Genomic DNA, 15,037 nt, shown 5'->3' with positions numbered 1-15,037 from the left:
TTAGCTACCTGCAATAACTTTTAATTCATATTCCTCTATGGTGTTGCCTTTGCTAACTTCTAATTCACTACCCCATTTTTCAATCGAGAGAAAGTTTTCTTCCTCTTCGTCTGAAAAATCAAAGTAATAGCAAGTAAGTCCCGATAGATTCTCACTACGACCTGCGCCTGTTACTTTTGCTGAGCCTTTTTCGTCTAAAAAGTAAACCACTCCATCATATTCTATTTCTTTTGCGATGGGTTCTTTAAGGGGAAGTTTTATTTTTTTATACATACCAAGATAAAGTTCATCATCCATTTCAACACTTAGCCATAAGGTTTCATTAATACCGGAAAGTTGATAAGCATGCCATTTGAAGCCGTGATCATTATAATTGATTTTTCCAACTACACGATAATCTTCAAAATTGTAAGTGATGATATCATCTGGTTGTAAATTAAACATATTTCGTTTTTCTAATGGCTTTTCATCACTTTTCTTCTTTCCGAATAATTTTGAGAAAAAACTCATGTATTCACCTCTACTTCTTTCTGTTTACCACAATTAATACATACGATACATTGGGGGAGAAGTTTCATTTTTTATGAATAAAAAAATCGCATTTGGAATCAATGATAGGTGTTTCGTATACTAGCGTCAATAAAATGGATAACTTCTTCCCGATAATATAAGTGCAAGGATTGTCGGACCCTTACTTAGTATCTGTTGCTACTCTATATTTATGGAAGGTCAGATAATAAAAGGGTTAAATGATGCTCTAGCTTACATCGAAAAAAATTTACCTGAACAAATGAATGAAAAAAAGATGGCTAGGGTAGGGAAATGGATTATCATAACGTAAAAAAAGAGGCTTATTCTTAAAGAATAACAGAGACGTGAAGGTACTAAATTAAAGATAGAAAAAGACGTAAAAAGAGGTGAACATAGAATGACCGAACGACTGGTGCCGCTCTCTCGTTTATCGGAAAGAATCAAAATTGAACCGTACTACTACAAAATGGGACTAAACGGGACTTATAACGAATGCTATGTGAGAAGTGAGATTGCTACTCAACTTTTGAAAGTAGTTACTTTTCTACCGGAAGGAATCGGGGTACACGTATGGGATGGATGGCGCTCTTTTGATACACAGCTTGCCATTTATGAAGCGACAAAGAAGGAATTAATGCTAAAGGGGTTCCAAGGTGTTTCTTTAGAAAGGGAACTAACAAAATATGTGGCTAAGCCTACAAAAGATATTGATCATCCTTCTCCGCATTTAAGTGGTGGAGCAGTTGACCTTACCTTATTTGATGGCAATGGGCCCTTACCAATGGGAAGTGAATTTGATGAATTTCATGAAAGGTCGCAGTTAGATTATTTTGAGGAAAAAAAAACATTGACCTCACTCGAAAATATATACCTAGCCAATAGAAAACTATTAAAAAGAACGATGTTGAACGCTGGTTTTATCTCGAATATAGATGAGTGGTGGCATTATGAATATGGAACAAAAAGCTGGGCAAATAAGGTTGGAGCAAAAAAATATTTTAGAGGGATATTAGAAATTTAATATTTTCTATTTACTTCCATTTGACACTATACCTGTAGGGGTATATGATGGGTGTTGTAAGGAGGGAGGCATTAATGAAATATAATCGACAAATGATCAACCGTGTAAAAAGAATGGAAGGACAATTACGCGGTATCGTAAAAATGATGGAAGATAATAAAGATTGTCGGGAAATTGTAACACAACTCTCAGCTGTTCGTTCTGCAGCAGATCGAACGATTGGTTTAATCGTCAGCAATAATTTAGTTGAATGTGTACTAAGTGGGACTGAAGGTTCAAGTAATGAAGAAATGGTAAAAGAGGCGGTATCGATGTTAGTAAAAAGTAGATAGAGTTCTCTTGACAATATATTTTTTTATCTTTTATTATACCTATAGGGGTATATGTATATCAAAAAGGAGGAAATAATAATGAATGCAAGCAAAGTATTAGATGCCAAAGGGCTGGCGTGTCCCATGCCGATTGTGAAAACGAAAAAGGCAATGAATGACATGGAAAGTGGTGAGGTTTTAGAAATTCACGCAACAGATAAAGGAGCAAAGAGTGATCTAACAGCATGGGCTAAATCTGGTGGCCATGAATTAGTCGATCATACTGAAGAAAATGATGTTTTTAAATTTTGGATTAAAAAAGGGTAAGAAGGAGGCTATTATGGTAGAAAAGAAAAAAACAACCATTATCTTATTTAGTGGGGACTATGATAAAGCTATGGCTGCTTATATTATTGCTAATGGTGCAGCAGCTTACGATCATGAAGTAACAATTTTTCACACTTTTTGGGGATTAAATGCTTTAAGAAAAGAAGAGTTAGTACCAGTAAAAAAAGGTTTTATGGAAAAGATGTTTGCAAAAATGATGCCTAGAGGTGCCGATAATATGGGGCTATCTAATATGCACTTTGCAGGTATGGGCCCAAAATTAATTAAAAATGTGATGAAAAAACATAATGCAGTCCCTCTCCCTAATTTAATTGAAATGGCACAAGAACAGGATATCAAACTGGTTGCTTGTACAATGACAATGGATTTGTTGGGGTTACAACAGGAGGAACTATTAGACGGTATTGAGTATGCAGGTGTAGCTGCTTATTTAGCCGATGCTGAAGATGGGAATGTGAATTTATTTATCTAATCAATAGGGGGATATGAAATGGAAATAATCAATGATGTCCTTTTATTCTTTATTACTGCCTTTTTTCTTACACGTTTTATATCAGTGAAAGGAATAAAGCAGATTTCAACTGCCGATTTACGAATGGTGTTAAAAGATAAGGAAAAACAGTTTGTTGATGTACGAACTCATTCAGAGTTTAAAGGTAGATCTATTCCTTCATTCCAAAAGATCCGTTGCAGCAATTGAAGAAACTAGGGTATACAAAAATCACAAATATAAAGGGCGGGATGAATACCTGGTAAGAGAGGAGTTTTATTATGATTCAAGTATCACCAGAAAGTGTTAAAGACCTCTTGCAAAACAACCATGATGTGAGCATTGTGGATGTAAGAGAAGTGGAAGAAGTAGAACAAGGAAAAATTCCATCAGCCATTCATATACCATTACGATTATTGGAGTTCCGAATGCATGAATTAGATAAATCAAAAGATTATATAATGGTTTGTCGTTCAGGGGCAAGAAGTGGGCAAGCAACAGCTTTATTACAACAACATGGTTATCGTGTGAAGAACATGTCAGGTGGAATGCTCGCATGGGATGGCAAGGTAATATAATTTTTTTTACATTTAAATATACCCATATAGGTATATAAGGAGGGCCAAAGATGAATGAAGTGAAAGCAAATCAAACAGTCGACGCAAAAAGGTTAGCTTGTCCGATGCCAATTGTCCGGACAAAAAAGGCCATGAAGGAATTAGAGGCAGGGCAAGTAATGGAAATTCTAGCAACTGACAAAGGGTCTAAAGCTGACCTCAAAGCTTGGTCTGAAAGTACAGGACATCAATATCTAGGTACTGTAGAGGAAGGGGAAGTACTAAAGCATTATGTTCGTAAGGCTTCTGATTATGAGGAACAACCAGAACGGCACCATCCACATGTCATTAAGAATGATGAGCTGACAGAGAAAATCGCTAAGGGGGAGTCTTTACAGATTCTGGATGTTCGAGAAGAAGCAGAGTATGCTTTTGGTCACATACCTGGTGCGCTATCTGTGCCTTTTGGACGTTTGCAGCAAGAACTAAATAAACTTAAACAAGATGAGCCTATTTATGTTATTTGTCGTACCGGTAACCGAAGTGATATGGCGGCACAACTATTAGAAAGTAAGGAATTTAAAGCAGTCAATGTTGTACCAGGTATGAATAGTTGGAGTGGGAAAGTGGAAGGAATTTAAATAATCAATGAATCATGATAGTAACACAAAAAATTTTGAAATAATAAATACCATTGGGGGTATAATGATGTCTTTTAAAAAAATGAAAGCAAGTGAATTAACAACGATGGTAGTTAATAAAGAGCCATTATTTATTCTAGATGTTCGTAATGAAGCTGATTTTCAAGATTGGAAGGTAGAAGGTCATGATTTTAACTACTTGAATATACCTTACTTTGAACTATTAGACGGTGTAGAAGGCATTATTGAGCAGCTGCCTAAAGATCAAGCTATCTTAGTTGTATGTGCGAAAGAAGGCTCTTCCATAATGGTGGCGGAAATGCTATCAGATGAAGGGCTGGAAGTCAGTTATTTAGAAGGTGGAATGAAAGCATGGAGTGAGCATTTAGAGCCTGTTAAAGTAGGGGAATTGAGTACAGGAGGAGAAATGTATCAATTCGTTCGTATGGGTAAAGGCTGTCTTTCTTATATGGTCATTTCAGATGGTGAAGCAGCAATTATCGATGCTACGAGAATGATAGATGTATATCTTGATTTTGCGAAAGAAAAAAAGGTGAAAATTACGCATGTTTTTGATACGCATTTACATGCAGACCATATTTCTGGCGGACGTGACATCGCAGCAAAGATGGACGCTGTTTATTGGTTACCACCCAAAGATGCAGAAGAAGTAACATTCAATTATGCCAAACTAGAAGATGGTAGTGAAGTGAAAATTGGAGAAACATCTATCAATATTCATGCCCTTTATTCACCGGGACATACCAATGGCTCGACTTCATTTGTCGTAGATGAACGCTATTTATTAACAGGTGATATATTGTTTATTGATTCTATCGGTAGACCCGATTTAGCTGGGCTTGCAGATGACTGGGTTGGAGATTTACGTGAGAGTTTATATAAGCGATATAAACAACTATCAAGTGAACTCATCGTTTTACCTGCCCATTTTATGATGATTGATGAATTGAATGATGATGGCAGTGTGGCCGGGAAGTTAGGTGTGCTTTTTAAACAGAACCATGGGTTAAATATTGAGGATGAAAGTGAATTTAGAAAGATTGTCACTGAAAATCTCCCACCGCAACCCAATGCGTATCAAGAAATACGTCAAACAAATATGGGGAAAATCACTCCAGATAATGATAAACAAAGAGAGATGGAGATTGGACCCAATCGCTGTGCGGTGAGATAAAGAAATATTCATATAGAGGGACCGGAGATGGGTCCCTTTTTTAGGTCAGCTTTAAGGAGATGAGCATAATGGATTTAGCATTTATTGTGACGATATTTTTAATTGGTTTTATTGGCTCTTACTTATCAGGATTACTAGGTATCGGTGGTTCTATCATTAAATATCCGATGCTATTATATATTCCACCATTACTAGGTGTCGCGACTTTTACTGCGCATGAAGTGTCAGGTATTAGTGCTGTCCAGGTTTTCTTCGCTACGATTGGCGGGGTTTGGGCATATCGTAAAGGTGGATATTTGAATAAAACATTAATCATTTATATGGGGGCTAGTATTTTAATAGGTAGTTTTATAGGCGGTTATGGATCGAAGCTCATGTCAGAAGGTGGCATTAATCTCGTATACGGTATACTTGCTTTAATTGCTGCAGTTATGATGTTTATACCTAAAAAAGGAATAGATGATATCCCATTTGATCAGGTCACTTTTAATAAATGGTTAGCAGCAGCTCTTGCGCTTGTCGTCGGTGTGGCAGCAGGGATTGTTGGGGCTGCAGGTGCCTTTTTATTAGTCCCAATCATGTTAACCGTATTAAGAATCCCAACAAAAATGACGATTGCTTCTTCTCTTGCTATTACCTTAATATCATCCATTGGTGCAACTGTTGGGAAAGTCACTACTGGGCAAGTTGACTATTATCCTGCAATCATCATGGTTATTGCTAGTTTAATTGCTTCACCTTTAGGTGCAATGGCTGGTAAAAAGATGAATACAAAAGTGTTGCAAATGATTCTCGCATTATTAATACTAGCTACAGCGGTGAAAATATGGGTAGATATTTTTTGAAAAGGTAGTGATGAGCCGATGAATCACTGCTTTCATATTGATACGAGATTGAGTAGGGAATCGCCGCATTCGAAGGAAAAGTAGAAGCTGAGCGCGTCGCAATTTGAGTAGATAACGAACTAACATTTCATCTTTTATTAAACATGTCATTTCATACCAGGGAAGCCTCCCGTATATCATCATGCCGAAAGTTTCTAAAGGTAAAGGAAATGGTTGATGAACCGTTTGAAAGGAAACTTTTTCTGAGCTAGAACCTTCAACGGGAGCTAAAAGATTTTGGATTTATATAAAGGGAAGGTTGTTGCGTTTGTAAATGTTGGGATGAAGTGAAAATAGTCGCTATCCTAAACCATCATCCCAAGTTCAATATAAATGAAGAGGCATTACCCACTCTGCCTCAGCTTATGATTGTCTTTGCTTTAAATGGTAGACTATTTAATAAGCACCGAAAATAGAAACAGCATGTGCTCCTTCTGTATTTGCTCGAAGGAGTACATGTTTCCATTCCAGCTCGTCTGATGGAATCCCGTGATAATAAATATCGTGCAAAATACTCGATAAGAAGGCATCTCCTGCTCCAGTTGTATCAACAACATCTACGGTAGGTGCTTCAACGGTTATACTCTTCTCTTTATGAAGTAATGTTGCACCTAAACGGCCCCTTGTAATCATTATCCACTGATTCGACCATGAAGAAAGCTGTTGTAATGCTGTTCTATAGTCTTTGGCTTTACAAAGAAATAGCAGCTCTTCCTCTGTCATTTTAATTAGATCTGCCTCTTTTAAAAAGGAATTGATTGTCTTTCTACAATCTGATTCATTCTTCCATCTCTTTAAACGGATATTTGCATCCATGACGATGAAATGCTGATATTTCTTTGCTAGTTTAAGTGCTTTCAAGCTTGTCTTCTTTGCAATGTCATGAAAAAGCGTTCCGGAACCGAAATAGGAGATATGCGTTTTTTGATAGATGCTTTCATTCAACTCGTTTGCTTCTAACCATATATGAGGGGTGTCATTTTCGTAAGATTGAAATTCACGCTCTCCATCCTCTTGCACAATTGATACGATACATAACTTTTTATTAACTGATGTAATGGTACCAGACAGGTCGATGCCTTCATCTTCTAATTGCTGTTTGGCATATTGACTATGCTCATCAGTACCTATTTTTGTCATATAAAAGGTAGGAACACTTTTCCTAGCTAGACGGATGGCTACATTGGCGGTTGCTCCTCCTACTTTCATGACGGATTGGCTATTAGGTGAAATAATGCGGTCCATGATTACTTCACCGAAAGAAATCACACCTTTACTTTTCACAATCAGGTCTCCCATCGTTTTTGATAAGGCTGATTATACTATAACTTTGTATTTATCTCTGCCTTCCAAGTCACAAAATGTCCTCCTCTTTTTCCACAAACCATTCGTTTTTATTTTCAAAAAGTTATCTTTATAAGAACTTAGAAAAATCACTTTATTTATATTAATTAACTACTAACTGGTACAACAAATATTATCAGGGTAAAATCGCAATTTTTCATTGACAGCTTAGGTGGAAAGTCGTATATTGATTAAATAAAATTAATAAATATTCATATCTATGCAATTGGATAGAAAGGGTTCTTTCTAATGAAAATAACAGTAGGTACACCAGAGTATATAAGAGAGCCAAACGCACTTATGAAAATTGGCAGTAATGTAAAGAAATATGGAGAAAAAGTCGTCCTTATTGGTGGGATAAAGAGTCGTGAAATAGTAGAAAGTCATGTAAGAGACAGTTTCAATAATGAGGGAATGACACTAGCTGCTTCCATTTGGTACGGTGGAGAATCTTCTAGAGAAAATGTTGAGAGATTAATAGAAGAACTCAGTACAATCGACTATGATGTCATCCTTGTATGTGGCGGAGGGAAAGCGATTGATACTGTTAAGGCAGTAGCCGCACACGTAAATAAACCTCTTGTTGCACTCCCGACGATTGCAGCGACATGCGCAGCAACGACTCCTATTTGGATTACATATAGTGAGCAAGGTGAATTTCTTGCCATCAGTCGTGATGCGAAGGTGCCAGAAATGGTTGTTGTTGACTCAACAGTTATTTTGCACTCGCCTGTTCGATATTTAATTGCTGGAATTGGTGATACGTTAGCTAAGTGGTTTGAAACGAAGACATCAGTTAAAAAAGCAACACCAAATGCAAGGAACCAAACAGCGATTGCTATTGCTAATCAGTTATACAAAACGATGTTAGCAATCGGTGAGCAATCAGTTGCATCTATGAAAAATAAGGAATTGTCAACTGAGCTTGAAGATATGATTGATGCGATTCTGTTAATCAGTGGAAGTGTGAGTGGGTACGGCGGAGATGATTGTCGAACTGCGGGTGCGCATGCCATTTACTCTGGATTGACAATCTTCCCAGAAATACATGAAACGTATCATGGTGAAATTGTTGCTTTTGGTATTTTAGCGATGCTAGCAATGGAAAATGAAGAAGAAAGCGAAATCAAAGAGTTAATAGCTTACTATCAAAAAGTGAATCTACCATATACACTACAGCAAATGAATGTGCCTGAATTGTCTGAATCACAGTGGCAGGAACTTGGAGACGTTTCAGTGACTATTGAAGATATGGAGAATATGCCATTTGCTGTTACACCAGATATGGTTATCACAGCTGTCAAGCAAGCAGATGAATATGGAAAAGACATGTTAAGAAAATAAATAGAATGGTTAATGGAGGAAAATGAGTCATGAAAAAATGGTTTTTAGCAATCACAATGATGGTCCTTGCTGTGACATTAGCCGCTTGCGGCGGATCAGGTGAATCTGAAGAGGGTTCTGGCGAAAACAAAGAACCATTAAAAGTTACTTTACCCACATGGACAGGTTATGGACCGCTATTTTTAGCAAAGGAAAAAGGTTACTTTGAAGAAAATGGAATTGATGTTGAACTTTCAATTGTTGAAGGTCTTGGAGAAAGAAAACAAGCCCTAGCAAGCGGACAAATAGATGGAATGGCTACTGCACTTGATGTGCAAGTATCATTAGCTGCATCAGATATTCCTTTAAATGTGGTATGGTTATTGGATGATTCTTACGGTGGAGACGGTATTTTAGTCAAAGATGATATGAAAGAAATCAGTGACTTAAAAGGCAAGCAAGTTGCTTTTGAAGTCGGGTCTACAAGTCATATGTTAGCTTTAACCGCACTAAAAGATGGGGGCTTAACTGAAGAAGATGTTGAAGTTGTACCAATGTCTGCTGGGGATGCAGGAGCGGCTTTTGCGGCTGGTAAAGTAGACGCAGCAGTTACTTGGGAGCCTTGGTTATCTAACGGTTCTGAAGCTAACGGTAAAGTATTACTAACTACGAAAGATCTTCCTGGTATTATTGTTGATACAGTTAGTTTCACGGAAAAAGTCATTGAAGAGCGTCCTGAAGATGTACAAGCATTTGTAACAGCCATGGGTCAAGCAATGGACTACTGGAAAGAAAACGAAGATGAAGCGAATGAAATAATGGCAAAAGGCTTAAAAATTGATGTAGAAGAATTTGTTGCAACGGCAGAAGGATTAAAGTTCTTGGATAATGAGGCGAATAAGGAATTATTTGGTACAGAAGACGCTAAAGGCGGCATTTACCAATCGACTGAAAACGCGGCAAAGTTCTATAAAGAACAAGGGATTATTACAGCTGAGCCAGCAGCAGAAGATATTATTAACCCTACTTTTATCAAGTAATGATATGAATTATTCGGAGCCTAACCGCAAGCAGTCAGCGGTTAGGCTCAGGTTATTTTTATCTCTGGTAATTGGTTGAAGAAGGAAAAATTAGAAAATGGGTGAGAAAAAATGTTAGGAAAATTATTAACCCCGAATAAAGAAATTCCAAAGTCCCTTTATTCATCAGTCGGCATTATCACTTTTCTTATTGTATTAGGAATATGGGCAGGAATTACTTATACTGGGCTCGTTAACCCGTTGTTTTTACCAACACCTACAGCGGTATTAACCACAGGCATAGATTTATTTAGCAATGGAAATCTTCTTTCAGATATAGGCATTAGTTTTTCAAGAGTATTAGTCGGTTTTTTAGTGGCGGCCTTAATTGGTGTACCTCTTGGGATATTAATGGGTTCTCTAAGAATTATGCAAGGCGCATTTGAGCCACTCATAGGTTTTATTCGTTATATGCCAGCTTCAGCGTTTATTCCATTATTAATTTTATGGATTGGTCTTGGAGAGACGCAAAAAATGAGTGTTATCTTTCTCGGAACATTCTTTCAATTAACGTTAATGATCATGGATGTAACAAAGAATGTGCATAATGATTTAATTGATGTTTCTTATACATTAGGTGCTTCTAAGTTACAAGTATTTACGAGAGTGATACTCCCGGCAACCATGCCTGGGATTGTTGATACATTAAGAATTACATTTGGATGGGCGTGGACTTATTTAGTTGTGGCAGAGATTGTTGGTGCTTCCAGTGGAATCGGCTATATGATTATGCAGGCATCAAGATTCCTACAACCTGATAAAATTATTGTTGGTATTTTGATTATTGGTTTATTAGGATTATTGACTGACCTCATCTTTAAATGGATTTACCGTAAATCTTTTTCATGGATGAGAAAGGAAGGATTGTAATATGACTACACCGAAGCTTGAAATTAAAGATGTGGATAAAATATTTAGAACAAAAAGCGGCGACACAACCGCACTACAAAAAACATCCTTTACCATTGATGATGGTGAATTTGTTACGATTCTTGGTCCCTCCGGTTGTGGTAAATCAACCGTATTAAGAATTGTTGCTGGTTTAGAGGAAGCGACAACCGGTGAGGTATTATTAGATGGCCAACCTATCGATGGGCCTGGCCCAGATAGAGGCATGGTATTCCAATCGTATACTCTATATCCTTGGTTGACGGTAAAAGAAAATATCTCTTTTGGCTTAAAATTAAAGGGAGCAAAACAAAAGGAAAGAGATGATCTCGCTCGTCATTATCTTCAATTAATTGGATTAGAAGGATTTGAGAATCACTATCCTGTTCAACTTTCTGGAGGGATGAAACAGCGTGTGGCCATCGCTCGTGCGTTAGCAAATGACCCGAAGGTATTATTAATGGACGAACCATTTGGTGCACTTGATGCGCAAACAAGAAATATTATGCAAGAGGTTTTATTAAAGGCATGGGAAAAGTCGAAGAAAACGATTCTCTTTATTACGCATGATGTCGATGAATCAATTTTTCTAGCCGATTCGGTTTATGTAATGACAGCTAGACCAGGAAGGCTGAAGAAAAAGGTACCGATTGATATTGCTAGACCAAGAGACTTTAGTGTGAAAGCGACAAATCAATTCGCACAATACAAAGAAGAACTGTTATCATTAATACGAGAAGAAAGCTTAAAATCTATTTAATTTTATAAATGAAAACAGAAAGGTGCTTGGTACAATTGAAGAGAGAAGCCTATTTCCCTGAGGTCGTTAAGCAGGCCCTCAGCAATATACCTCCAGGGTCATGGATGTCAGCAGTACCGGAAGGATGTATTCGCCTGAACTCGGGTTATCCGGCTGCTAACCTTGTTCCGTCAACTGAATTAAAGGAAGCTACAGAGCGATTATTGACAGAAGAACAAGATTTGCCGCTTCACTATATTGGTAGTCCAAGAATTGATCAATTAAGAACACAATTGATCGAGCGTATGAACGAACGAAAGATGGAAGTGCAAGAGGATGAAGTACTTGTGACTTCAGGTGCTTGTCAGGCCATCGATCTTATTGCTCGTATTTTATTAGATGAAAATGCCTTCATTATCGTCGAGTCACCGACTTATATGGAGGCACTGGAAATCTTCCAAAATTACACGAAAAACATCATCACAATCCCTATTGATGCAGATGGTTTGGACACAAAACAATTGGAAGAGATATTAATCGAAAGGACGAAGAAGGAAGAACCTCTTCCAAAGCTTCTCTATACAATTCCAACCTTCCAAAATCCAACAGGCACGACGTTATCTTTCGCTAGGCGGGAGAAATTAATCAAACTAGCAATAGAGTATGATTTTCTCATTCTTGAAGATGATGCCTACGGTGAGCTTGCGTTTGGAGAAAGTCCAACAACATTAAAATCATTAGATGAAGAGGATCGTGTATTTTATGTCGGCTCGCTATCAAAAGTAGTCGCTCCAGGCATGCGTGTTGGCTGGATCGCTGCACATAGTGAGTGGATAGAAGCGCTTTTCTGGTTCAAGAAAGATTTAGAGCATCCCTTTGCCCAGTCGGTGATGTCTGCTTATCTAGAAAAAGTGAATTTAGCCCATCGTTCTGTTTTACTAACAGAAAAATATGAAGAAAAAGCAGTCATTTTATATGAAGCATTGATTCATTTCATGCCTGAGGGTGTGAAATGGTACCGCCCAGAAGGTGGTTACTTTATGTGGATTGAAGTGCCTGGGGTCGATACAACGGCTATGCTTGCGAAAGCGAAACAAGCAGGCGTAGCATACGTACCGGGCCAATACTTCTTCTTACACCAAGACGAGGGCAAAAGCTTCTTACGTTTATCATTTAGCTATGCGAGTAAAGAGGAAATTAAAAAGGGAATCGAAATTCTAAGTCATGTAGTGGCAGAAGAAATCAATAAATAAAGGTAGGAGCGTGCACAATCCTGAGGTGCACGCTCTTTTTAGGTTTGAAGGTGTGAAGATGATTTATAAAGTGAGCCACTCTTTCAACTGTAAAGGAGAATCAGAGCGAATCGCTACTTTTTTATAGGCTTTCTTAAATCCCATAAAATAAGTTACATGAACAGGTTCCTTTAGTTCTAGAATGATATCTGGGTACACTTTTTCTAAATCTCTAGTCATAAATTCAACGGTATCCTTTGATAATTTCCCTTGAAGTACTGACTTTTCTTCCATCAGTGTTTTAATATTTTCAATTGGAATAACCACTCGTTTCACTAATCCGAGTGATAGGTATAGAGTGCCGTTTTGATAATAAATAGGGTTTAATTTCATTGCTTGTATGTCACCAATGAAAAAAATAACAGCATACACATTGCTGATAAATAGGATTATTGATAAAACGATAGAATACTGATGGATTAACCAATGAATAGCGATGGTTTCAATAAGGATGGCATGGATAAGCATAATCTGAAAAGAAATATAACTGGAGTTTTTATAAAGTGTTATGCCCTCTCGCGGTGTTTTTTTCCAACTAGCAAAAGCATAATAGAACATTAAACATTCTGAACAAACAATACGAATAATCTGATACTTCTTTGTGTAGTGATCAACAGCATATGAATATGAGAACACAGTTGGTAATGAGCTTTGTTTTACTTCCTTAATAATTTTTGGCATATACTTTATAAAGGTTACAATAAGTAAAAGTTCTAAAGAAATAAATATAACCTCGATTAAAATAACGCCCCATACAAAAGAGGAATACGGCGCGAGCAATTCCGCTGGTATAATCAATCTTGCCAAAAGGCAGCCACTCGCACAAAGTAACAATGCAGATTTTAAAGAAAACTTCCCTTTATATAACATGAAAAATAATGGCAACATGATCATGAAGTCAATCAATGAACCTAAAACAACGTCTTGCGCATTTGCCGGTAGAATCAATGCACCAACTGAGGTCTGATACAGAAGGGTATTGAAAAAGAGAACCGCCAGTAATAAAAAAAGCCACAGATACTTCCCTTTGCTTATGGTTTTCATGTCTTATCACTCCCATTTAGTTAAATTATACCATATGAACAGAAGGGGCTTCCAAATAAAAAATGAATGAGCAGGATAACTGAAGTACGGATGTGAAAGGAAAGTACAAAAGAAAACAGAGCCGTAAAATAAAGGGACTAATGCATTTTTGTCATTCAAAGTGTTTGATCAGGAGTCTTTGAGTTTCGTGTTTTCGGACGGGGAAGGATTTCTATAAAAGACGTTCATATTGATTTTACTTTTTAAACATTTATTTACAATACCATTATGAGCAACAAGTAACCATCGAATAAATTCCTCCTGTAGGATAATAAATAATTATTTTAGCAATCCCCATCAAAAAAACCTCAATCAACTATCGTAAAATAAAGGGGAGGTGAGTGAGAGTGCAGTATAGTGAAACGACGCAAAAAACAATTTGTTTTATAGAGACGCATCTACTAGATAAGATCCAACTTGATGATTTAACAAGGAATGTAGGATATTCCAAGTTTCATCTCATAAGGGTATTCAAACAAGAAACGGGTCGGACAATTGGTGAATATATTCGTTTTCGTAGGCTTGCTTTAGCAGTATCGTTATTAATAGAGAGTGATGAATCTATTCTTTCGATTGCTTTTTTGCTTCATTTTCAATCTCAAGAGGCTTTTACGAGGGCCTTTAAAGAGATTTATTCTCTACCACCGGGCAAGTACCGTAAGTTATTTAGTCTTATCCATTTAAAGGAGGAGAACAATAAGATGACGAGAGAAACAATTATTCATGGCTGGATATTAAGTGGAAGCGCCCCAGAATATTATCAAATGACATTGGACCAACAAACTTTCCATACGGGGCATCAATCTGCTTTACTTAAAAATATTAGTGATGTAAATAGCCAGCAATTCGCTACTATTATGCAACAGTTCCAAGCTGAGAAATATAGAGGGAAAAGACTGAAACTAACATGTTATATAAAGACGGAAGATGTAGAAAAATGTGGGGCTTGGATGAGAGTAGATGACAATAATGGTGATGTGCTACAGTTCGATAATATGGATAATCGCCCCATTAAGGGTACAAATGAGTGGAATCATTATACCATTGTATTAGATGTGCCTGAAGAGAGTATGTCCATTCATTTTGGGGTATTACTCATTGGAAAAGGGAAGGTCTGGATGGATGGGTTTCAATTAGTAGAGGTCAGTGAACATGTGCCAACAACGAACCTTACTTTTCAAGAGAGTCTACCAAAAGAACCGCAAAATCTTGATTTTAGTGAATAGATGCTAAAGGAAAGGCTACATGCTTTTCCTATTTTTCTGTGAACTTCATCTCCTGTTTATGCCATAATAAAAGCTGAGTAGTATT

At 37.2% G+C, this 15,037-nt stretch carries 18 protein-coding genes; 15 read left to right on the top strand and 3 right to left on the bottom strand.

What is annotated here, in order from left to right; translation table 11 throughout:
- Complete coding sequence (locus MKX29_RS03965; RefSeq protein WP_341104104.1) at positions 1-510, bottom strand: DUF4178 domain-containing protein; 510 nt, start codon at positions 508-510, stop codon at positions 1-3.
- A gap of 418 nt (positions 511-928) precedes the next feature.
- On the opposite strand from MKX29_RS03965, the gene MKX29_RS03960 reads away from it, so the two are divergent.
- The 9 genes from MKX29_RS03960 (at position 929) to MKX29_RS03920 (ending at position 5,939) form a co-directional block, all read left to right on the top strand.
- Positions 929-1,552 (top strand): M15 family metallopeptidase, encoded by a 624-nt coding sequence (locus MKX29_RS03960; protein WP_341104102.1) that lies wholly within the window; start codon positions 929-931, stop codon positions 1,550-1,552.
- 74 nt (positions 1,553-1,626) lie between these two features.
- Positions 1,627-1,884 (top strand): metal-sensitive transcriptional regulator, encoded by a 258-nt coding sequence (locus MKX29_RS03955; RefSeq protein WP_341104099.1) that lies wholly within the window; start codon positions 1,627-1,629, stop codon positions 1,882-1,884.
- Between the two features lie 78 nt (positions 1,885-1,962).
- A complete protein-coding gene (locus MKX29_RS03950; protein ID WP_341104098.1) occupies positions 1,963-2,190 on the top strand; it encodes a sulfurtransferase TusA family protein in 228 nt (75 codons plus the stop codon).
- A 13-nt stretch (positions 2,191-2,203) separates the two neighbouring features.
- Positions 2,204-2,683, top strand: a complete 480-nt coding sequence (locus tag MKX29_RS03945) for a DsrE/DsrF/DrsH-like family protein (RefSeq protein ID WP_095370362.1) — start codon at positions 2,204-2,206, stop codon at positions 2,681-2,683.
- Between the two features lie 18 nt (positions 2,684-2,701).
- Positions 2,702-2,911 (top strand): hypothetical protein, encoded by a 210-nt coding sequence (locus MKX29_RS03940; RefSeq protein ID WP_289432995.1) that lies wholly within the window; start codon positions 2,702-2,704, stop codon positions 2,909-2,911.
- Positions 2,912-2,982: 71 nt separating this feature from the next.
- Entirely contained in the window at positions 2,983-3,279 is a 297-nt protein-coding gene (locus tag MKX29_RS03935) for a rhodanese-like domain-containing protein (protein ID WP_341104095.1), read from the top strand.
- 50 nt (positions 3,280-3,329) lie between these two features.
- Positions 3,330-3,899, top strand: coding sequence for a sulfurtransferase TusA family protein (locus MKX29_RS03930; RefSeq protein ID WP_341104093.1), 570 nt, complete (start codon positions 3,330-3,332; stop codon positions 3,897-3,899).
- Positions 3,900-3,966: 67 nt separating this feature from the next.
- Complete coding sequence (locus MKX29_RS03925; protein WP_341104091.1) at positions 3,967-5,094, top strand: MBL fold metallo-hydrolase; 1,128 nt, start codon at positions 3,967-3,969, stop codon at positions 5,092-5,094.
- A gap of 68 nt (positions 5,095-5,162) precedes the next feature.
- Positions 5,163-5,939 (top strand): sulfite exporter TauE/SafE family protein, encoded by a 777-nt coding sequence (locus MKX29_RS03920; RefSeq protein WP_224934796.1) that lies wholly within the window; start codon positions 5,163-5,165, stop codon positions 5,937-5,939.
- Between the two features lie 435 nt (positions 5,940-6,374).
- On the opposite strand, the gene MKX29_RS03915 is transcribed toward MKX29_RS03920, so the two are convergent.
- On the bottom strand, positions 6,375-7,262 hold the full coding sequence (locus MKX29_RS03915; RefSeq protein WP_251162699.1) for a carbohydrate kinase family protein: 888 nt from the start codon (positions 7,260-7,262) through the stop codon (positions 6,375-6,377).
- Positions 7,263-7,571: 309 nt separating this feature from the next.
- On the opposite strand from MKX29_RS03915, the gene MKX29_RS03910 reads away from it, so the two are divergent.
- The 5 genes from MKX29_RS03910 (at position 7,572) to MKX29_RS03890 (ending at position 12,604) form a co-directional block, all read left to right on the top strand.
- Positions 7,572-8,666, top strand: a complete 1,095-nt coding sequence (locus MKX29_RS03910; protein ID WP_224934800.1) for an iron-containing alcohol dehydrogenase family protein — start codon at positions 7,572-7,574, stop codon at positions 8,664-8,666.
- A gap of 29 nt (positions 8,667-8,695) precedes the next feature.
- A complete protein-coding gene (locus MKX29_RS03905) occupies positions 8,696-9,685 on the top strand; it encodes an ABC transporter substrate-binding protein (RefSeq protein WP_251162698.1) in 990 nt (329 codons plus the stop codon).
- Between the two features lie 111 nt (positions 9,686-9,796).
- Positions 9,797-10,594, top strand: coding sequence for an ABC transporter permease (locus MKX29_RS03900; protein ID WP_224934804.1), 798 nt, complete (start codon positions 9,797-9,799; stop codon positions 10,592-10,594).
- A gap of 1 nt (position 10,595) precedes the next feature.
- On the top strand, positions 10,596-11,372 hold the full coding sequence (locus MKX29_RS03895; protein WP_095370352.1) for an ABC transporter ATP-binding protein: 777 nt from the start codon (positions 10,596-10,598) through the stop codon (positions 11,370-11,372).
- A gap of 35 nt (positions 11,373-11,407) precedes the next feature.
- Positions 11,408-12,604: an aminotransferase-like domain-containing protein gene (locus MKX29_RS03890; protein ID WP_224934806.1), complete on the top strand. Its 1,197-nt coding sequence runs from the start codon at positions 11,408-11,410 to the stop codon at positions 12,602-12,604.
- A 63-nt stretch (positions 12,605-12,667) separates the two neighbouring features.
- On the opposite strand, the gene MKX29_RS03885 is transcribed toward MKX29_RS03890, so the two are convergent.
- Positions 12,668-13,687 carry a beta-carotene 15,15'-monooxygenase gene (locus MKX29_RS03885; RefSeq protein ID WP_251162697.1) on the bottom strand — a complete coding sequence of 340 codons (1,020 nt, stop codon included), beginning with the start codon at positions 13,685-13,687 and terminating at the stop codon, positions 12,668-12,670.
- Between the two features lie 386 nt (positions 13,688-14,073).
- Here MKX29_RS03885 and MKX29_RS03880 point away from each other — a divergent pair, with 386 nt between their 5' ends.
- Entirely contained in the window at positions 14,074-14,952 is an 879-nt protein-coding gene (locus MKX29_RS03880) for a helix-turn-helix domain-containing protein (protein ID WP_251162696.1), read from the top strand.
- The last annotated feature ends 85 nt before the right edge of the window (positions 14,953-15,037 follow it).

Origin of the sequence: Cytobacillus sp. FSL R7-0696 (assembly GCF_038006865.1) — a bacterium.
Taxonomy (GTDB): domain Bacteria; phylum Bacillota; class Bacilli; order Bacillales; family Cytobacillaceae; genus Cytobacillus; species Cytobacillus kochii.
The sequence above is the reverse complement of the archived record's forward strand: the minus strand, read 5'-3'. Positions and strand labels throughout refer to the sequence as shown.